Source organism: bacterium, assembly GCA_012517375.1.
Lineage (GTDB): Bacteria > Hydrothermota > Tepidihabitantia > B3-TA06 > B3-TA06 > JAAYVC01.
The window spans coordinates 18,820-38,672 of sequence record JAAYVC010000089.1 but is presented as its reverse complement, the minus strand read 5'-3'; the positions used below and the strand labels follow the sequence as shown (position 1 = coordinate 38,672).

The window sequence follows — 19,853 nt, the reverse complement described above, 5'->3', positions numbered from 1 at the left end:
GATACTATGGGATCTCCAAGCGTTCCGCTTACTTTGGAACGATAGACGCGGTATCCCATCCAGGATTGCTCGGCGCTTGTCCACATTATAGTGGCTTTTCGAGTTCCGATATCCTTAGGTTCAAGCATCTTTACCGCTTTAATGCCTGCGAAAACGACTTTAACAACAAGTGTATCGTATGCGACTCCGCCTCTGCCATCTGATACTTCGAGATAGAAGTTGTAGTCAGCCTCAGTGGAAGGAGCTTTCCAATTGAACGACTGAGCGGTATAAACCGAGTCGCCAATTGTCCACTCGTAGGTTAGCGGATCCTTGTCCTGATCTTCAACTGTGGCAGTAATAATCGTAATGCTGCCAGGTTCAACAGGGTTAGGCGTCGCTGCAACTCCAGATATTACTGGAGGATAGTTACCACAACCGGTTAATGTTACTAATATCAACGCAACCAAAGCCATAGAAACGAATAAACGTTTCTTCATGCGACCTCCTTGTTCATTATTCATGATTAAAATTGTAAAGATTTTTTTGAATTTGTCAACCCCTCTTGAGAGATTAACTTAGAAATTTATCCACATAGCGAGAACTTGACGAAGCCCGCTTTCTATTTATAATGTGTCATCAGATGTTAAGTAAAGGTCCCGTTACAAAGCTGAAAGAAGAACTCCGCGCCAAGGAAACAGAAATTGCGGAGTTGCGTTCGCTTGCGCTTAGAACCGCAGCGGATTTTGACAACGCTCGCAAGCGCTGGAACAGAGAAGTTGAAGAGATCCGAAGTTACGCATCGTCCATAATAATGAAAGATATGATTGATGTGTGGGATAATTTTGAACGAGCCCTGTCTCACGAAACTGCTCATAATTCACCTGAAGAATTTGAGTCTTACAGGCGCGGGGTCGAGCTTATTTTCGAGCAACTAAAAAAGATACTTATGCAGCATGGTTTGGTTGCTTTCAGCATGCTGGGGCAGACCTTTGATCCCTCTAGAGCTGAGGCTTTAGGATTTATTGAAAGAGAGGGTTCGAAACCAGGTGAGGTTGTTGAGGAAGTAAAGAAAGGATTCATGCTGGCCGACAGGGTTCTTCGGCCTGCGCAGGTTATTGTTATTAAAGAAAAGTTAAAAGATTCTAAAGAAAGTATCGCTGACAGCGAAACTGATCTTTTTAAGGAGGTTTAACTAATTATGCCAAAAGTAATAGGAATTGATCTTGGAACGACGAATTCTTGCGTCGCTATTGTTGAGCAGGGGCAGGCATCAGTAATTCCTAATCCCGAAGGCGGGCGCACTACACCTTCGGTTGTTTCCTTCGGCAAGGAGCGTCTTGTTGGAGTGTTAGCAAAGAGGCAAGCGGTCCTTCACCCCGAAGAAACCGTTTACTCAATAAAACGTTTCATGGGAAGACGTTATTCTGAAGTGACAGATGAGCGGCAGCGCGTGCCGTTCAAGGTTGTACCTGCAGATAATGGTGATGCATGGGTCGAAATAGAAGGGAAAAAGATGGCTCCTCCGGAGATATCGGCCATGATACTGCAATACCTTAAAAAAGCCGCCGAGGCATATCTTGGAGAACCAATTCAGCAGGCTGTGATAACGGTTCCTGCCTACTTTAACGACTCCCAGCGCCAGGCCACCAAGGATGCAGGCAGGATTGCAGGTCTTGACGTCCTTCGAATCATAAACGAACCCACAGCGGCGGCGCTTGCCTACGGACTTGATAAGCAGAAATCAGCAAAGGTGGCGGTTTACGATCTCGGCGGAGGGACATTCGACATTTCGATAATCGAGATAGATTCCGAGGCGAAGACGATAGAAGTGCGTTCTACAAACGGAAACACACATCTGGGCGGCGATGATTTCGACCAGCGGATAATGGATTATATAATCCAGGAGTTCAAGAACGAACAGGGCATCGATCTTTCAGTCGACCGTTCCGCACTAGCTAGAATAAAAGAGGCAGCAGAAAAAGCCAAAATCGAGCTCTCATCGAGTCTTGAGACTTCCATAAGCCAGCCTTTTATCGCGTCCAGCCCTGATAAGGGTCCCCTCCATCTCGAGATGCGGTTAACGAGGACTAAGCTGGAATCGCTCGTAGGCGACCTTGTGGAAAAATCCTTCGGCCCTGTCAGGCAGGCTCTGGAGGATGCAAAGCTTACGCCTGCGCAGATAGACGAGGTCATACTTGTCGGCGGCCAGATTCGCATGCCTATGGTTCAGGAGCGCGTGCGCCAGTTCTTCGGCAAGGAGCCTCACAAAGGCATCAACCCGGACGAGGTCGTGGCTATAGGCGCTGCACAGGCGGCATTCCAGGCCTCAGGCCAGGCTGAGAAGGATTCAGCGCTTCTTCTTCTCGACGTTACCCCCCTCTCTCTCGGTATCGAAACGCTTGGCGGCGTAATGACCGTCTTGATTCCCCGAAACACAACCATACCGACCAAGAAGGCTGAAACCTTCACAACCGCTGAGGACAACCAGCCTGCAGTAACCGTTCACGTGCTTCAAGGCGAGAGACCGATGGCGGCCGATAACCGTACACTCGGTCGCTTCGAGCTTGACGGCATACCGCCAGCCAGACGCGGTGATCCACAAATAGAGGTTACTTTTGACATAGATGAAAACGGCATCCTGCACGTATCAGCAAAGGATAAGGGTACTGGCAAGGAGCAGTCGATTCGGATCACGGCTTCTTCCGGTCTTTCCGATTCAGAAAAAGAGAAAATGGTTAAGGACGCCGAAGCTCACGCCGCAGAGGACCGCAAACGCCGCGAAGTCGTTGATGCTCGAAACAAGGCGGACGGTTTCATCTACTCCATAGAGAAAACCATGCGCGAAGCTCAAGACAAGATATCTGAAACGGATAGAAACAGCATCGAAGAAAAGATAAAGGCGCTCAAGGAAACAATGAAGACTGAGGATGCAGCCGCAATAAATAAATCCGTTGAGGAACTCCAACAAGCTTCGTATAAGCTGTCAGAAGCCCTTTATAAGGCTCAGGAAAAAGGCGCGCAACAGGGAGGGCCGGGAGGGCCAGGACCTTCAAGTCAAGGTCAATCGGATTCATCATCCTCTGGAAAGGAGAAAGAGGATGTACAGCCCGATTACAAGGTGATTGACGAAGAAGAGGGTAAACAATAAAACCCGGGACTGGTGCTGAACACTTTATGATACTGGCATCCATCCAGATCGACCCTTTCACCCCTTTCTTTATTGATATAGGTTGCGACTGATGGCCGAAAAGCGGGATTACTACGAAGTACTCGGCGTTTCTCGCGGAGCATCCGAGGAGGAGATAAAAAAGGCCTACCGAAAGCTTGCCCGGCAGCATCATCCGGACGCGAATCCTGAAAACCGGGACGAGAGCCGCGAGAAGTTCAAGGAGGTAAGCGAGGCATATGACGTTCTCTCCGATCCTGAAAAGCGAAAGCTGTACGACCAGTTCGGACACGATGGCGTTAACCGCAGATATGGTCCGCAGGGCTTTGATATGAACGACTTCTTCAGGCAGCATCGGACCGACTTCGAGGGCGACTCCTTGTTCGGCGATCTATTCTCAAACCTTTTTGAAGGGTTTTTCGGTTTCGGCGGTCAGTCGGCTGCCGTCAATCCGAGGCGCAGGATTGGTGGAGATATAAGGATAAGGATAACGCTATCTCTTGAAGAGATTGCCTCGGGGGTCAAAAAAACAATCGAAGTATCAAGGTACGAATCTTGCGATACATGCAGCGGCAAGGGCGGTTTTGAACCGAAAAGCTGCTCTGCCTGTCAGGGCAGAGGCAGTGTTGTAACCGTCTCCAGATCCTTTTTCGGAAGCATCCAGCAGAGACAGACCTGTCCTGCTTGCGGAGGAACAGGTGAGATATTCAAAGAAAACTGCAAAACATGCTCCGGAACGGGCAGGCTAAAGAAGCCCCGCAAGATTGAGATTAAAATACCCGCAGGAGTATCTAACGGCAATTACATGAGGCTTAGGAATGAAGGCCACTGGGGACCTGGAGGCAGGGGAGACCTTATCGTCGAGTTCGAAGAGAAGCGCCATTCTCTTTTTGCAAGGCAGGCTGACGACATCATTGTCGACGTTCCCATATCCTTCTCTCTTGCCGCATTAGGCGGTTCCATAGAGGTTCCGACCCTGAACGGAAAAAAGAAGATAAAGATTGCGGCTGGCACTCAGTCCGGTTCCATTCACAAGATAAGAGGTCAGGGGATTGGTCACCTAGACGGAGGTAGCGGCGACGAACTAGTAAGATTAATAGTGCATACCCCGGATAAGCTCACGACTTCACAAAAAAGAGCTCTTGAAGAACTTCTTAAGGATGATTACAAGATTCCTCCACCTGCAAGGCCGAAACTATGAAGGACCTTTTTTACTCGCCCATTAAAACCGTTTCCGGCGGAAGAATAACAATACAAGGAGAAGAAGCTCATCACATATTCAAGGTAAAACGTCATCGCAGCGGCGAAAGAATCTATGTTACAGACGGCGAAGGCTCGGAATATCTCATACTTATAAATTCCGCTTCTGAAAATATGATAGAAGGTCAGATAATCTCTACAAAACGCAAGCCTGTCGAATCACTACTCGAGGTAACGCTAGCCTTCGGTATCGTGAAGGCCCCGCGAATAGAACAGATTTTTGAAAAGGGTACCGAAATGGGTGTTACTTCCTTCCAGCCGCTTTCGACGGCGAGAACGGTGCCCGAATGGGAAGAAGGGATGAAGAAGTTCGACCGCTTTGAGAGAATTATCATTTCTGCGATGAAGCAGTCTCTGCGGTCTGTCGCTCCTCGTGTAATGCCTTTACTTGACCTGAAGGAATTTATCGCTACAATACCTAATTATGACCATGCTTTAGTGGCTTGGGAAGAAGCCCGGCACCAACTTCGTGAAAGATTGACAAACCGACGTGTCAGAAGAATTGCACTCATCATCGGTCCCGAGGGCGGGTTTGCGCCAGACGAGATAGAGAGTCTTACCGTAGCGGGCGCAAAGATTTTCTCCCTGGGGCTCAGACGATTGAGATCCGAAACTGCCGCAATTGCGGCACTGGCAAACGTCTATAATCTTTACGATGTTTAACTGGTCGATATTATTAAATTATTAACGCCTCAAGAAAGGAGGTGAACTGATTGGCAACTATAAATGTGCGCGAAGGTGAATCTTACGAAAGCTTTATGCGTCGTTTTCGCAGAGCCTGCGAAAAAGCAGGCATATTGCGTGACTACAAGCGTCATGAGTTTTACGAAAAACCAAGCGAGAAGCGCAAACGCAAGCTTATAGAGGCGCGGCGCAAGACTTGGCGCAAGCGCCAGAAGGATACTCAGTACTGACGTGATTCCGGAAGAGACGTTTGATCGTCTCGATTTTACGCGTATTCGCGGAATGATTGCCGAGGCGTGTGCGACGCCTGGTGCAAAAAGAAAGGCAATGTCGCTTGCTCCGTGCGAGAATCCTCGGGAAGCGATTGTTCGTTTCAGCGAAACAGAGGAAGCTCTGTGTTTTAAGCAGAGTTTGCCTTTCAGTGTTTGCGCTGGTACAGATGCTTTGATTGAGTCACTGGAGAAGGAGCGATATCTCGCTCCGAAGGAGTTTCTTAAACTGTCAACGATTCTTGAAGGTTTTTCGACGATAGAAAGAAGGATTTCATCAGCAAGCGATGAGGAGTATCCACTTATCAAACAGGCAGGTTCAGGAGTCAAGTCCATTGAGGGACTTCGAGCACGCATAGTCGAGACAGTTGATGAAGACGGCGTCAAAGAATCCTGTTCTCCGCGACTCGCGGAGCTAAGGCGTTCGATGGCTTCAGAACGCAGGGTTGTAATGCGTGGTTTGGAAAGCATGATTTCTTCGAGACCGGAGATATTTCAGGAATCTGCAATACATTTTCGTGAAGGCAGACTGGTTCTTGCCGTGCGCAGGGAAAGAGGAGATGAACTCCAGGGTATCGTTCATGCAACTTCATCAGGAGGAGCTACTGTTTTTATTGAACCTTTCGAAAGCGTTACGGGGAATAACAGGCTAAGAAGCCTTAAGGAAGAGGAGCGTGAGGAGACGGAAAGGATTCTTCTTGAGCTTGCTGGCGCCGTTCGCGAAAACGTGCATATAATTCAGCGCTCACTCAAAGCAGTAGAAGACCTGGACTTCATCTTTGGACGCGCACAGTGGGCTTCGCGGTTCAGTGCATCAAGGGTTGATCCCGATGCAGAATTCCTCGATATCTTAAACGCAAGACATCCGCTTCTTGAACTGAAACGCAAGGTTGTGCCTCTATATCTCAAGTTGTCGCCTGATACGAAGATATTGCTCATCTCAGGCCCTAACGCCGGAGGCAAATCCGTAGTGCTCAAATCTATCGGGATTCTTTCTCTACTTTCCCTTTGCGGCTTGCATCTTCCTGCATCTGCGGACACGAGAATTCCTTTCTTTAAAAAAATATTCATAGACATAGGAGACGAGCAGTCGATAGACGACAACCTTTCGAGTTTTACCGCTCATTTAGCCAATCTTAAGAGAATTCTCGAGGATGCAGACGAAACCTCCCTTGTACTCCTGGATGAGCTTGGTTCCTCGACATCTCCCGAGGAGGGGGGAGCCTTGGGCATGGCTGTTCTTTCCGCTCTTTACGAGAAAGGTGCGACAGTCATTGCCACGACCCATCTCGAATCACTGAAGTACTTTGTTGAACAGCATCATGGCATGCAGAACGCAGGAATGGAGTTCGTCGGTCATCCAACCTACCGTTTGATTATGGGGATTCCGGGCACATCCAACGCGCTCTCCATAGCCGATGATGTAGGGTTTCCCAAGGAAGTAACGTCGAAGGCCAGACAGTATCTTCGGCCTGAGCTGGTTGAGATGTCGAACCTTATCAGAAGATTGTCCGAAGAACGGCTTATAGCGGAAGAACTCAGGATGAAGCTTGAGCAGGAATATCTCTACCTCAAAGAACAGGAAGAAAAATACAGGGCCAGGGAAGCGGAACTGGATGAACGCCAGAAAAAATTCGATACCGAGCTTATCAATGAGAAAAAAAGACAGCTCAGCGAGGCAAGGCGCGATATAGAGAATCTTGTGAAATCCATAAGAGAGTCCGGTGCATCTCGTGAAAGCGTTCTAAGCGCAAAACGGCTTCTCAAGGAACAGGAAGATGGGCTAAAAGCTTCTGAAAAAGAGAAGCATCTTCTATCAAGTCAGGCTAATATCGAAGCGGGAATGAGAGTACGTTCTAAAAAAATTCGCAAGGAAGGTACGGTCGTAGATATCCACGACCGCTCTGGCGAAGTTCTTGTCGAATTCGGGACGCTCAAGATATCGCTTCCCTTGTCTGATCTTGAACCTCTATCTGAAAGCAGTCCTGCCAAGAGTTTTGTGCAAGTCAAAGACGAGGTTCCGTTCGATACAAGACTATCGTTAAGGGGTATGTATGCGGAAGAGGCTTATGAAAGATTGTCTTTCTATGTCACGGAGGCGCTTTCCTTAGGGGTACAGGAGGTATACATCGTCCACGGCAAGGGAACCGGCGTTTTGAGAAATCTGGTTATGGAGTTTGCCAGAACCGACCGCAGGGTAAGCTCCTTCCGTGTGGGTGAACCGTTTGAGGGCGGCGACGGGGTAACAGTTTTGAGGCTTGCCGTATGATTCCAGCAGAGATTATCGAACGTGTTCGCGCTGAGACAGATATAGTTGGACTTATTGGAGAGTACGTAGCCTTGAAAAGAGCAGGCAGGAGTTTTGTCGGGTTGTGTCCGTTCCACAAAGAAAAGACCCCGTCATTCAACGTCAGTTCTGAGCGGCAGGCTTATCATTGCTTCGGGTGCGGTGCCGGAGGAAATGCGCTCACCTTTGTCATGAATTACGAAAACTTGTCTTTTCCCGAGGCAGTTAAGCATCTTGCGGAAAGACTGGGCATAAAGATTGAGTATACGGCCGAGGATGATCCATCGAAGCCGCTTTATGATGCGCTTGAGATTGCACTCAAGGTTTACAAGAACAAGCTGTGGTCAGAAGAAGGTCTGGGCGCCAGGCAATACCTTGCATCCAGAGGGCTCAAGGAAGAGAATATAAAAACGTTCGCCCTTGGTCTTGTTCCCCAGGATACTTCAGAACTACTTGCTCGCGCTAGAGAATTAAAACTTTCAACTAAGATGCTTTCTGATGCGGGCGTTCTCGGCAATCATCAGGGCAGATTCTATCCTTTTCTTGCGGGCAGGATTGTTTTTCCGATTAAGACGGCATCCGGCAAACTGGTTGGTTTTTCAGGCCGCATATTCGGCGAAGACGCAAATCCTGCCAAGTACGTAAATACGCCTGAAACAAAAATATTCAAGAAAGGCCAGCTTCTATACGGACTTTTCGAGGCTCGACCCTATCTGCGCCGAGAGGGTGCGCTAATCGCAGAAGGACAGATGGACGTTCTCAGGCTTGTTCAGGAAGGTTTCCGTAGCGCGGTGGCTCCGCTCGGCACCGCATTTACGGCAGAGCATGCAAGGCTCTTGAGCCGCTATACTGAAAGCGTCATTCTCGTCTTTGACAGTGACGAGGCAGGCAGAAAGGCCGCCCTGCGGACTCTAGGAGAGGCTCTATCATCTGATTTAGATGTTAAGCTGGTATTGTTGCCTGAGGGTGAAGATCCAGCGAGCTACCTGGCTCTTCATACGCGGCAGGATTTTGAAGCATTGTTAAAAGAGGCGGAGGAACCGATGTCATTCCTTTTCGGGCTCTATTCACCCAAAAGCGCTGCAGAACTCCGTCGCGTTGCTGAAATCATGATTTCTGTCATTCGTCGTATCCCGGACAATCTGAAAAGAGAGCTTTATGTTGACGAAGCTGCAAAACTTATCGGTGTTCACAGAGGCATAATCGCAGAAAGGGTGTCTAGCGGCGAATCAAAAAAACAACATAAACCAGAGAGTAAGACATCGAGGATATCGGATACCGAAGAGATGCTTTTGAAGATGATGGTAACTAATTCCGAGTTCGTCGCTATTGCCTTAAAGCATCTTGCTCCTTCATATATCAATGAAAGAGACAGCCGCGAACTTCTAGAGTTGCTGTATAAAAAATCTTCAGAGCGTGAACGTTTTACGCCTGGTGAGATAATGGATGCTCTTTCGGAGCATATGCGCCAGAAAGTATCCGAATGGAGTCTTTCGGAGCTTAAATATTCAAAGGAGGAGTTTTCAAGGACGCTGGCTCATTATATATACCAACGCACACGTGAAAAGCTTCGTAACGATCTCAGGGAGGCTGAAAACGTTGGCGACGCCGAACGTGCAAAGAGAATACTTAGTCAATTAAACAGTTTAGTAAGAGAAAGCAATAAAATCTATCAAGGCATATGAAAAAAAATAATAATCAACACAATGCGCCTGTACTGCGCGGCAAAGAGATTGCTGAGGAGATTCTCAAGCAACTGAGCGATCGACAGGTTATAACCTATAAGGAGCTTGAAACTTTTCTGCCTGAGACCTATGTTTCTTCGGATGAAGTAGATGAAATTATAGTAAGATTAAGGGATTCTAATGTCATGCTGGTCTCGGACAGCGAAGAAAGACCAGAGGAAGCGAAGGATAAACAATCCAAGCTGCCTAAAGTGAAAGGAAGGAAGGATTCAACCCGTTCTTACTTCAAGGAGCTTAATAAATTCGGCCTCCTTACGAAGGACGATGAGGTCAAATACTCGAGTCAGATGGAAGAAGGCTACGCCGAGCTCCAGAAGCATATATTCACGGCGACAAGTGTCGTCGATCAACTCGTTCAAGAATGCCGGCAGGTCGAAACTGGTGACAAACCGGTGGACCAAGTGTCGAAGCCGGATATAGACTCGGTTCTGGATAAAAAACTATATTTAAAGTGGAAACAACAGTTTTTACGCAACACTGAAAAAATAGTCGAATTGAACGAATCGATGCGTGAATTTACTAAACGAAGAACGCGCTCGAAAGAAGAAGAGGAAGTCTTCGCAAAGCTTTGCGAGAAACTTCACCAGAAGATACTTTCCCTTTCCCTGCAAACGGAAGTTGTTAAGGAATACTCTGACCGTTATAAGAGGGAAGTGGATGAGCTGTTGAAGCTAGATCAGCAGGCGGCAAAAATAAAGCCCCGAGCCGAGTCCGATCCCAAATTCAGGGAGGAATACCAGGAGTTGCGAAATGCTCTCAGACGCGCGGAAAAGAATTTCGGAAAGACGATTGAGGAGGCGAAAAGAAGCATCGATAGGATTTCCGAGATAGAAAGAGCGATACTGGTTGCGCGCGATCATATGATAGAGGGCAATGTTCGGCTTGTAATATCCATCGCAAAGCGTTACACAAATAGAGGGCTTGAATTTATAGACCTGATAGCCGAAGGCAACTGCGGCCTCATAAAAGCGGTTGAGAAGTTCGATTACAAAAAAGGCTATAAGTTTTCCACTTACGCAACCTGGTGGATTAAGCAGGCCATTACAAGAGCTATAGCCGACCAGTCCCGGACCGTTCGCGTTCCCGCTCACATCATTGATGCGATAAACAAAATCACGCGCGTATCAAGGCGCTTTATTCAAAAACACGGTCGTCTGCCCGGGCCTAACGAGATAGCCCATTATCTTCCTTCCTTCAGTGAGGACAAGGTTAAATTCCTTACAAACATAGCCCAGTACCACGTTTCCCTCGACAAATCAATAGACGATGATAACTCGTCCTTTGTCGGCGACTTCATATCCGACGACAAGACGCCCGTGCCGACCTATCATGCCGCCCGTTCTGTTCTTGAAACCAAGATAGACGATGCTTTAGGCACGCTCTCAAAGCGCGAGGAAACGGTTCTCAGACTCCGTTTCGGTGTGGATGACGGCGTTCAGCGCACGCTTGAAGAGGTCGGTCAGATATTCAACGTCACGCGTGAACGTATTCGTCAAATCGAAGCAAAGGCCATAAAGAAGCTTCGCGACCCCTCGCGCCGCAAGATATTCGATCCCTTGAAGGAACTGCTTCGCTAATGTATTATCGAGGTTCAATCTTCCAATTTCCGATACGAAGCCGGTAAATATTGACCTTATCCTGGGATGAATCTTATCTAAAATGTATAAGATACAATCGCACTGATTCTTTTATGCAAGAGAAGATGACGTCGCATCATGCAAACGGAACCTGAAAAAAAACCAAGGTCAAGTGCGCACAAACATCTTGCATGTTGACAGGCTCGTTTTGCGCCTTATAATTTTTGTGAGAATTATTATTTTCACTTTTAGGAGGAAAATTTGGCACACGCATACACGCCTGGCTTAAAGGTTACAGCAAAAACTAAAATCGACAAGGAACGCAGGCTTCCTCTTCAGGGCGAGGTGCTCGTATCAAAAGGGCAGGAAGTAAAGGGGGATACCATTGTTGCAAGGACTCAGCTTCCAGGAAACGTGACGACCCTAAACGTGAGCGGTCTTTTGGGCGTTCAACAACAAGAAGTTCCTGAACTTATGCTCAAGAAACCCGGCGAGGAGATAAAAAAAGGCGAGCATCTAGCCGAGAGCAAGGGTCTTTTCGGTATGTTCAAATCGCATGTCGAATCACCCATAGACGGCGTAATAGAAAGCGTATCGCCCATAACCGGTCAGGTAATTCTCCGCGAGCCTCCGGAGCCAGTGCAGGTTGAAGCTTACGTTGACGGCAGGGTTGTAGAGGTTTTCGAAAAAGAAGGGGTGACCGTAGAAACGACCGGAAGCCTTATCCAGGGAATATTTGGTTTCGGCGGAGAGGGGAGAGGTATCATAAAAGTGATTGTCTCAAACCCAGATGAAGTAATAGACGAAAAACAACTGACCCAAGACATGAAGGATAAGATAGTTGTCGGAGGATCTCTTGTTACCGCAGAGGCTATAAAAAAAGGCATTTCGCTTGGCATAAGAGGAATCGTTGTCGGAGGAATAGAAGACTCATCCATCAAAAAAGTACTCGGATATGATATTGGAGTCGCCATTACCGGCTCAGAGCCTATTCCTCTTACGGTAGTTGTCACCGAAGGATTCGGCAAGATGCGAATGGCCAGGCGCACTTTTGACCTTTTGAAAGAGCTTGACGGAATGAAGGCATCCATTAATGGAGCCACGCAGATTCGTGCAGGCGTCATTAGACCGGAGATAATCGTGCCTCGCGAATCAAAAGATATGAAACGTTCTCAAGATTCACTCGAAGAAGGACTCAAGATAGGCACACAGATCCGTATCATCCGCGAGCCTTTTTTTGGCGGAATCGGAAAAGTTATCGATCTTCCGGTTGAACTTGAGAATATAGAAACCGAATCAAAGGTGAGGGTTCTTGTTGTTGAACTCGAAGACAAAAAACACGTGCGTTTGCCTCGCGCAAACGTCGAAATTATTGAGGCTTAGCAGTAAATTGTGCACCAATAATAAGATAATCCAGGCTTTGTATCTTCTCTTGCTGAGCGGAATATTTACCGCGTCGAATGCCACGCAGGGATATGCTTCCTTGAAGATTGCCATCGGCGCACGTGAATCAGCGATGGGCGAAAGCGGGGTGGCCGGAGCGAATTCGGCAACATCTATACGTTGGAATCCGGCGCTTCTTGCTGGCGGAGGGATTTATGACCTTTCTCTTCATCACACGCGGTGGTTGGTAGGAACATCTCAAAGCAGTCTCTTTCTCAAAAGAAGTATCGGTCCGGCGGCGATAGGCGTCGGGTTGATATATTTTTCAGGGGGGGAGATTGAACTTCGCGATAGCGTACCTTCCACAGAACCGTTAGCTACGTATTCGTTTTCAGATTTGTCGCTTGCTTTCGGCGGAGCGCTTGAGATTGTTAAGGGTACAAAAGTTGGCCTTATGGCAAGGTATTATTCGGAAAGATTGTGGAACTATTTTGGTTCGAGCTGGGGGCTGGATGCGGGAATGAGCTTTTCACCCTTGCAGGGGCTCAACTTCGGAGTTTCAATGGTTGATCTGGGTTTCGATGTCCGACTCAAAGGAGAAGTTTTCAAGCCACCAATGACTATTCGTGCAGGCGGTTCTTTCGAACGCGAATGGAGCAAGAATCTGGCCACGTCTTTCAATCTAGATTTCCATTACAGACCATACGATGGCGACCCTGGCATTCGTTCGGGTCTCGAGTTCAGGTTGTTCAAAATTCTTGCTTTGAGAGCGGGCGTTAAACTCTTATACTCTGACGGTGAGAAGATTCAGTTGATTCCTCCGACCGAATTTCTAACCTTCGGAGCAGGCATCGCTCACAAGGGTGTATCCGTCGATTACGCTTTCGTGCCCTACCAAGAGATGGATCTTGGTTTCACGCACAGAATAAGCCTAAACTTTTCATTTTAACACATGGCTGAATTTTATCTTGACTTCGAGAAGCCTATAATCGAACTTGAAAAAAGGATCGACGGCTTAAAAGGACTTTCCGGGGTGGAAGAAGAGATAGCAAGGCTGCAAAAGCAGGTCGAAAGATTAAGAGAAAAAGTTTATTCAAAGCTCACGCGTTGGCAGATTGTGCAGCTTGCCCGTCATCCACGCAGGCCATATATCCTAGATTTAGCTCCTCTTATTTTTACAGACTTTACAGAACTCCATGGCGACAGGAGATACTCTGATGATGCCGCAATCGTAACCGGCATAGCAAGATTCAGAGGTCGTTCTGTTGTCGTTGTGGGTCATCAAAAGGGCCACGAAACAAAGGAAAAGATAAAACGCAACTTCGGGATGACCAACCCGGAGGGGTGCCGCAAAGCCCTCAGGTTCTACAAGCTTGCCGAGCGCTTTGGCATGCCTGTGATTAACTTTGTCGATATTATGGGCGCATACCCCGGTGTTGGCGCCGAGGAACGCGGGATTTCTGAAGCTATAGCGACGAACCTCGAAGTGCTTGCCGTACTTAAGGTTCCTGTAATTGTGGTAATTACCGGAGAAGGCGGCTCGGGCGGCGCATTGGCAATTGCTGTAGGGAACCGAATATACATGATGGAATACTCCTACTATTCGGTGATTACACCGGAGGGTTGCGCCTCGATTCTCTGGCGCGACAGCTCGAAGGCGTCGCAGGCTGCTGAAGCCTTGCAGTTTACCAGCCGGGACAATCTTGCTCATGGTGTTATTGACGGAGTTATTCCTGAACCGCCGGGCGGGGCGCATCGTGATTGGGACCTTGCCGCGAAGTTGATAGGTAATCAAATAGCAAGCGCATTAAAGGAACTTGAGCCTCTTTCAGAGGATGAACTGATCACTCAGAGGATTGAGAAGTTCAGAAAGATGGGTAAATTCAAGGTAGTGTCTTCTTGACGCTTATGGCGAAGATGTTTTTGAGGAGCTCTGGATGAGATTAGACGGAACGCTAAACGATTACCCCCTTTCGGACATATTCCAGCTGATTTTTTTAGGTAAGAGATCGGGCACGCTGCATATATATTCAGGCGGCGATGAAGGCAAGATTGTATTCGCGGAAAACCTGTTAAGGTTCGCAAATACCAAGAAACTCAAGGGATTACCAGCAGTAAGAGATATCCTCGGCTGGCAGACCGGAAAATTCGTTTTTGATACGGAAGAACTGACTGAACTCGAGGATGGTTCATCGATAGAACTTCCAATTCAGCAGTTCATTCTCGCATTGTCCACTGAAAAGGATGAGTGCGAAGACTTGAGGACCAAGATAGGCGGGGAAACTCGAAGACTCTACCTCGTCTCCGTCGCTCCAGGCAATAAACCCGTATCGCTTTCTCCTATGGAGTGGCAGGTCATTACCCATCTTGGTGATTCGCCTACTGTAAAGGACCTTGAAGGAAGACTGGCCTTGCCGGAACGCGATCTTTTGCGCGTTATTGTAGAACTCTGCGGCCGCGGGCTTTTGACTATAGAGTAGCCGAATCGAACAAGATTCTCTAATTATAAAGAATTATTTTCTTATTTACTGAGAATTCCTTGCTTTCCATTCGAATTAAATATATGCCTCGCGGAAGCTTTTTTTGATGATCATCAAGACCTGACCAGAAGATGGTTCGGCTTCCTTCTTTCTGTGTGTTTTCAACTAGTGTAGAAACAAGCTCTCCGGAAACGTTGTATATTTTCAAACTGAGATCGGTTGTTTTTGGGATTGTGTAGCAAACACTTATCTGTCTCCCTAAGTTTTTCACATCCAGGGAGAAAGACAGTTTATCTTCAGGTTTTTCTTCTACTGCTCCCATGTATCTTCCTCGGCTGTTATTATATGGGCATTCATCTCCGTCTAATTCTGCGCAAGAAATAAGTCGCAATGATTCTGTTTGCTTTATTGTATATGTTGGAAATACTATCATTTTGCGATACGAGTCACTTTCTCCGCGCCAGTCAAGGTTTGAAACAATTACTGTATCGACCCAGATATTCTTCCAGTTACCATTGTAATTTTGAATCTGCAGTACTACTCTGATGTTTTTTTCGGAATGGTAACCGCAGTTGTAAAGCATTACCTTGGAATCGATCTGAGTTCCTTGAGGGATATTACCGTTGTAAAGCTTTCGTCCAGTTTTATGGTCAAGCAATTCAAAACCCCAGAGTCCTACGTCGTCGGAAAATAAACAGGTCCGATAGATTCGGATGGTGTCGTTATATGGATAATGGTCGCTTTCCTCGGGTCCAACTACTCCGAGTTGAACAAGTCCTATTATTTCGTAATGAGTGCCGATGTTTTCAGGATTCCAAACGTACTGTGCTTCAGTATCTCCCTGAGGGGTCCATGTAAAGACAAAGGGTATTGTATCAGGAAATGTATCCTGTCCGTGATATCCTATTTTGGAAATGTGTTCCAAATATTGGATTTCATCGTAAAGAGTGTCGTTCTGGTTCCAGCGGTGATCTTTTGTGACGCAGAGGAGCTTTATTTTGCTACTGAAGCCCGAATCAGGTTCGTTGTGATTTCCAATATTTGCAATTATAAGTTCGGGCTTAATCTCAACCCTATTTTCCAAATATTTCTCGTCAAGATGGTTGAATTTTGCCGCGGTAAGATTGTGTAAGGTATCGTACTTAGAGGTATCTCCACATTGCACAAGAATAGGATTTCTGAATAAAGAGTCGTTGGAAGGATTCTGATCAAGATAATAATCGATTACCATAATGGCTCTGTAGCTATTTCCAATTTCTTCCGGGCACCAGGATGTAAATACTATAGTATCGGTTACGCCAGTTTTAAGGAAAGGCCATACTTGTTCCTCCTCTTTATAGACGGTATCTCCCTCTAAATTTTCAACAATTATCAAACGAATTGAAAAGGTATCCGTCTGATCCCCAAGATTAGTGAAAACAAGTCGAGGCGCTACATTTGTCCAGCGTAAGGTAGTGTCCTGAGGTATTATTATCTCTGTTGCTTTAATGTCTTGATACCCGATGAAAGGAGATAACAAATTTCCTTGAATGACACTACAAAAGATATTTTCCAAAACCAACAAAAGCAAAAGCCTTCTTTCTAACATAATTTCCTCCTGAAGAGTGTTTAGTTGTTGAGTAAGCAAGTTTCATACCACTTCCTTCTTTGCACTAAGTACTGTTAAAAGTTACCTTAAATAAAATGAGAGGTGAAGTTTTGTCGATTAAGGTTTAACAAAAAGTAAAAATCATTATACTAAACAATAAGGCCGGCGTGGGTTCAATCCGGCCTTATTGACTTTATTTGAATTGTTTAACGCTCAAGATATTTTACGGTAAAGACCTCCGCTGGTATAGATGCGCCTATTTGAACGTCGGTAAGCTTGAATTCGGTCCATGTATCCTTCCTTAACTTGTTTTCCATCTTGATATGAGTGGGATAATATTGAGCTCCAATTTGTTTAAACTCAAGCACCTGGACCGTTTTCAGCAAGGTCATGCTCTTGGAATAGAACTCTGCTTTAAGGTAGGAGAAATTACTCTTATCTACCCAGATTTTTCTTATGAAATACGAGGCGCTTTTATCGGGTTTGAGCGTGAGCTTGATAACGTAGCACGGAGAGCCGTTTACTTTCTCCTCTTTTTCGAGCGTCACGAAGTAAAGGTCTGAAAGTTTTTCGTTCTCTATGGCGTCGTCGTACGAAAAGTCCGAGCCCATAAGCGAGCTGCGGGTTGCAGCTCCGGAGAGCTTTGTCGCCTTGCCTACCGAAGGCAGGTACATCCAGAACGTGTCCTTTACACGGAGGAACCTTTTTCCGCTGTCTGAAGACGGGGAGGTAAACTCCATGTACGCCTTGTCGTTGCCAGTGCTGTAGCCCTGGAATTGTTTCGACATTACCTTCCCCGATATGCTTATGTCGAGCTTGGCTTTGTAGCGGATCGAGGATGTGACGACGTTCCTGTCAACCTTGGATAGTATTTCTTCGGCGCTTATCGCTTTTATTTCGGCGGCTGCAGTCAGGACCGCCAGGATAATCAAAATGATTGGTTTCATTATTGCTCCTATATCCTTCTCAGCGCTGTCGCAGGCTCTACCTTTGTGCCTTGCCGGGCCGGGTAGAGGGCTGTTAACGTGGCAACGAGCCAGCCGAACAAAAAGCATCCTATCGCTGCGCCCGCCGTAAGATGAAGTCTTATTAGCGGATTGAAGTATATGGTGCCCAGATCCTGACCGGCAATTGAGGAGAAGTTTAAAACGGGGACAGCAAAGTACAAGACGACTCCGAGTATGGCGCCTATTAGTGAGCCGAACAGCCCTATCATCGACGCTTCGATTGTAAGAAGCCACAGGATGCTCGATGAGCGCATGCCCATTGCCTTGAGAATTCCTATCTCCTTGATCCGTTCGAATACAGCCATGAGCATGGTGTTGATGATGGTTGCGGAGGCAATCAAAAGAATGACGAAGTAGATTACCCAGAAGACCTGGAATGCCATATTCATCCATCCCACTACTTCGTCTTTCTGCCAGGGAATGAAATCAATCCCCATTGACTCGCCGGCTTCTTTTTGCCATGCGGCTGCCACTTTTTCTGCGTTCTCCTTGGAGTCCAATAGAACAAGAACCTCGGCGGCCTTGGCTTGAAGATCAAGTAGTTGCTGCGCCGCAGCAAGCGGGATATAGAAGACTCTTTCGTCCAGATTCGCCTGTCCAAGCTCCACAATTCCCTTGACTCCAAGATTCATGCCTGTCGGCGAGCCGTACGCGGTCGATGTAATTATCACAAGGGAGTCACCGACCTTGAATCCCAAGTCTTCGGCAAGGCCCTTGCCTATGAGAACAGCCTTGTCGTCCGGAGCAAGGTAAGAGCCTTCAAGAAGGTATTTTGCGCTCGAAAGATCGAGAAAGCTTTTTTCGCGCTCTACATCTATTGCTGTTCCGAATCCTGGCTTGGAGTTGTCGCCGTTTGAAAGAAGCACGCCGAATTGAATCCTGTAGGTGAACGCCTTTACATGAGGGTTTTGCTCGATCGTCTTTTCGAGCTCTGGGGTTATGCTGAGGGAATTCTCAAGCGGCGACAGATTCTTGCGGCGTTCATACTCGGGCGTCGCTATTCGTACATGACCCGATTTGATGCGCGCCGTATTTTCAAGCACGTTGTCTATCATTCCGGTTATGAATCCCTGAGAGTATATGATGAGCGTTACCGCGATGATGACGCCAAGGGCCGTGAGTATTGAGCGGCGTCTGTTGCGCATTACGTTTCTTAAAGCGAGTTTCAAAAGCATCATTTCCTCCTTAAACGTGCCTGAGCGCTTCAGAGGGTTCAATTCTTGTAGCCTTGCGGGTCGGTATGAGGGTTATGAGCGTTGAGACTATCCAGCCCAGAAGGAACGTGAAGAGCATGTATCCGAAGTTGTAGTCGCCTCTGAAACGCATGTCCATCGGAAATGGCATCTTGAAGTTTCCGATAAGCCCGGTGAAATCAAAGCCGACCTCAGTCATATAGGTTACAACCCCAAGTCCAAGTATTACACCGAAAAGCCCTCCAAGAAAGCCTATGGACGAGCCTTCCATGACCATCATCCATCTGATGTCCGCTTTAGTAAAACCCATCGCTCTCATTGCGCCAAGTTCCGGGATTCGCTCGTATATCGAAAGAAGCATGGTGTTTACTATTCCCACGAGAGCGATGACGATTACGATGAGCGCGATGAGGTATCCGACCGATTGCTTCTGGCCCGCAATTTGAAAGAGACCTGCATTTAGGTCGTACCATGTATATACATCGTATGAACCGCCGGTTTCCTCTCCTATCTTGCTTCCAAGCGCATTAAGCCTTTTGGTGTTCTTAGGGTCGCCTTTAACGTGAAGGTTAATCTCCGAAGCGGCGCCAGGCGATTCAAGGATAGCTTGAGCCTCGCCGAGCGAGATAAAAAAGGCGTTGGCATTGATTAAGGGGTTTGAGGTGTTGAGTATGCCCGTTATTTCGTAATCCCGGACATCCATAACGCCTCGTCTGGATTTTGTCTGGACAAGAATCACGTCGCCGACATTGATCTCCAACTCCTTGGCAAGACCTGAACCGATAACCAGATCCCCTTCCTTTTCGAGATATCTGCCTTCGGAGATGCTTCCTTTCAGCTTGAAAACCTTTGAGTCTTTTGACGCGTCAATTCCGACACCGAACGCGAAAAGCTCAGCCTCTGGGCCTATAACAAGAGAACTGAAACGCAGTCTCGGGGCAGCAGAGACTACCTCAGGGCTTTCCTCAGCTATCTTATCAGCAAGCGCTGACGCTCCCTCTATCATCGAATCCAATGGAAAGAGGAAGCGGTTTTCAAAGACCCCTTTCGGATAAACTATAAGCTCAGAGTTATCTGTCTCAAGGATGTTGCGGATGCTCTGGTTCTCTACTCCGCCGAACATCGAGTCTATAAGAATCATGAACATGAGGCCTATGGATATCGCAAGAGCCGTAATCAGTGTCCTGCGCGTATGTCTGAAGACGTTTCTTATTGCCAATTTGAACAACATG

Annotated in this window: 17 protein-coding genes; 12 read left to right on the top strand and 5 right to left on the bottom strand. The window is 47.2% G+C overall.

The features are described from left to right. The coding region (locus GX441_09425; protein ID NLI98860.1) for a hypothetical protein at positions 1–479 on the bottom strand (479 nt) is incomplete at its 3' end. 143 nt (positions 480–622) lie between these two features. Between GX441_09425 and GX441_09420 the strand changes: the two genes are divergently transcribed. The 12 genes from GX441_09420 (at position 623) to GX441_09365 (ending at position 14,833) form a co-directional block, all read left to right on the top strand. Then, complete coding sequence (locus GX441_09420) at positions 623–1,174, top strand: nucleotide exchange factor GrpE (protein NLI98859.1); 552 nt, start codon at positions 623–625, stop codon at positions 1,172–1,174. 6 nt (positions 1,175–1,180) lie between these two features. Next, entirely contained in the window at positions 1,181–3,130 is a 1,950-nt protein-coding gene (gene dnaK / locus GX441_09415; protein NLI98858.1) for a molecular chaperone DnaK, read from the top strand. A 91-nt stretch (positions 3,131–3,221) separates the two neighbouring features. Next, the gene (gene dnaJ / locus GX441_09410; protein ID NLI98857.1) at positions 3,222–4,349 is read left to right on the top strand and encodes a molecular chaperone DnaJ; all 1,128 of its coding nucleotides are present in this window, start codon (positions 3,222–3,224) and stop codon (positions 4,347–4,349) included. Further along, positions 4,346–5,071 (top strand): 16S rRNA (uracil(1498)-N(3))-methyltransferase, encoded by a 726-nt coding sequence (locus GX441_09405; GenBank protein ID NLI98856.1) that lies wholly within the window; start codon positions 4,346–4,348, stop codon positions 5,069–5,071. The genes dnaJ and GX441_09405 overlap by 4 nt, the downstream gene beginning before the upstream one ends. Before the next feature lie 50 nt (positions 5,072–5,121). After that, positions 5,122–5,322, top strand: coding sequence for a 30S ribosomal protein S21 (locus GX441_09400; protein ID NLI98855.1), 201 nt, complete (start codon positions 5,122–5,124; stop codon positions 5,320–5,322). A 1-nt stretch (position 5,323) separates the two neighbouring features. Continuing rightward, positions 5,324–7,630: a hypothetical protein gene (locus GX441_09395; GenBank protein NLI98854.1), complete on the top strand. Its 2,307-nt coding sequence runs from the start codon at positions 5,324–5,326 to the stop codon at positions 7,628–7,630. After that, positions 7,627–9,333 carry a DNA primase gene (locus GX441_09390; GenBank protein NLI98853.1) on the top strand — a complete coding sequence of 569 codons (1,707 nt, stop codon included), beginning with the start codon at positions 7,627–7,629 and terminating at the stop codon, positions 9,331–9,333. The genes GX441_09395 and GX441_09390 overlap by 4 nt, the downstream gene beginning before the upstream one ends. Then, the gene (locus GX441_09385) at positions 9,330–10,970 is read left to right on the top strand and encodes a sigma-70 family RNA polymerase sigma factor (GenBank protein NLI98852.1); all 1,641 of its coding nucleotides are present in this window, start codon (positions 9,330–9,332) and stop codon (positions 10,968–10,970) included. Before GX441_09390 ends, GX441_09385 begins: the two co-directional genes overlap by 4 nt. Positions 10,971–11,231: 261 nt before the next feature. Then, on the top strand, positions 11,232–12,353 hold the full coding sequence (locus GX441_09380) for a hypothetical protein (GenBank protein ID NLI98851.1): 1,122 nt from the start codon (positions 11,232–11,234) through the stop codon (positions 12,351–12,353). A 7-nt stretch (positions 12,354–12,360) separates the two neighbouring features. Continuing rightward, positions 12,361–13,302 (top strand): PorV/PorQ family protein, encoded by a 942-nt coding sequence (locus GX441_09375; protein NLI98850.1) that lies wholly within the window; start codon positions 12,361–12,363, stop codon positions 13,300–13,302. Between the two features lie 3 nt (positions 13,303–13,305). After that, positions 13,306–14,256 (top strand): acetyl-CoA carboxylase carboxyltransferase subunit alpha, encoded by a 951-nt coding sequence (locus GX441_09370; GenBank protein NLI98849.1) that lies wholly within the window; start codon positions 13,306–13,308, stop codon positions 14,254–14,256. A 34-nt stretch (positions 14,257–14,290) separates the two neighbouring features. Next, a complete protein-coding gene (locus tag GX441_09365) occupies positions 14,291–14,833 on the top strand; it encodes a DUF4388 domain-containing protein (protein NLI98848.1) in 543 nt (180 codons plus the stop codon). Positions 14,834–14,852: 19 nt separating this feature from the next. Here the strand turns inward: GX441_09365 and GX441_09360 are convergent, their stop codons facing one another. The 4 genes from GX441_09360 to GX441_09345 form a co-directional block, all read right to left on the bottom strand. After that, the gene (locus tag GX441_09360) at positions 14,853–16,421 is read right to left on the bottom strand and encodes a T9SS type A sorting domain-containing protein (GenBank protein ID NLI98847.1); all 1,569 of its coding nucleotides are present in this window, start codon (positions 16,419–16,421) and stop codon (positions 14,853–14,855) included. A gap of 206 nt (positions 16,422–16,627) precedes the next feature. Beyond that, positions 16,628–17,368, bottom strand: coding sequence for an outer membrane lipoprotein-sorting protein (locus tag GX441_09355; GenBank protein ID NLI98846.1), 741 nt, complete (start codon positions 17,366–17,368; stop codon positions 16,628–16,630). Positions 17,369–17,376: 8 nt separating this feature from the next. After that, positions 17,377–18,606 carry an ABC transporter permease gene (locus GX441_09350; protein NLI98845.1) on the bottom strand — a complete coding sequence of 410 codons (1,230 nt, stop codon included), beginning with the start codon at positions 18,604–18,606 and terminating at the stop codon, positions 17,377–17,379. Positions 18,607–18,613: 7 nt separating this feature from the next. Continuing rightward, positions 18,614–19,852, bottom strand: coding sequence for an ABC transporter permease (locus tag GX441_09345; GenBank protein NLI98844.1), 1,239 nt, complete (start codon positions 19,850–19,852; stop codon positions 18,614–18,616). Position 19,853 lies beyond the last annotated feature (1 nt).

What these genes read in the sequence shown, in the direction of transcription:
- GX441_09390 (NLI98853.1), top strand. Translation starts at nt 7,627, where the DNA reads ATGATTCCAGCAGAGATTATCGAACGTGTTCGCGCTGAGACAGATATA.
- GX441_09385 (NLI98852.1), top strand. Translation starts at nt 9,330, where the DNA reads ATGAAAAAAAATAATAATCAACACAATGCGCCTGTACTGCGCGGCAAA.
- GX441_09365 (NLI98848.1), top strand. Translation starts at nt 14,291, where the DNA reads ATGAGATTAGACGGAACGCTAAACGATTACCCCCTTTCGGACATATTC.
- GX441_09360 (NLI98847.1), bottom strand. Translation starts at nt 16,421, where the DNA reads ATGTTAGAAAGAAGGCTTTTGCTTTTGTTGGTTTTGGAAAATATCTTT.
- GX441_09355 (NLI98846.1), bottom strand. Translation starts at nt 17,368, where the DNA reads ATGAAACCAATCATTTTGATTATCCTGGCGGTCCTGACTGCAGCCGCC.
- GX441_09405 (NLI98856.1), top strand. Translation starts at nt 4,346, where the DNA reads ATGAAGGACCTTTTTTACTCGCCCATTAAAACCGTTTCCGGCGGAAGA.
- GX441_09370 (NLI98849.1), top strand. Translation starts at nt 13,306, where the DNA reads ATGGCTGAATTTTATCTTGACTTCGAGAAGCCTATAATCGAACTTGAA.
- GX441_09420 (NLI98859.1), top strand. Translation starts at nt 623, where the DNA reads ATGTTAAGTAAAGGTCCCGTTACAAAGCTGAAAGAAGAACTCCGCGCC.
- dnaJ (NLI98857.1), top strand. Translation starts at nt 3,222, where the DNA reads ATGGCCGAAAAGCGGGATTACTACGAAGTACTCGGCGTTTCTCGCGGA.
- dnaK (NLI98858.1), top strand. Translation starts at nt 1,181, where the DNA reads ATGCCAAAAGTAATAGGAATTGATCTTGGAACGACGAATTCTTGCGTC.
- GX441_09345 (NLI98844.1), bottom strand. Translation starts at nt 19,852, where the DNA reads ATGTTGTTCAAATTGGCAATAAGAAACGTCTTCAGACATACGCGCAGG.
- GX441_09350 (NLI98845.1), bottom strand. Translation starts at nt 18,606, where the DNA reads ATGATGCTTTTGAAACTCGCTTTAAGAAACGTAATGCGCAACAGACGC.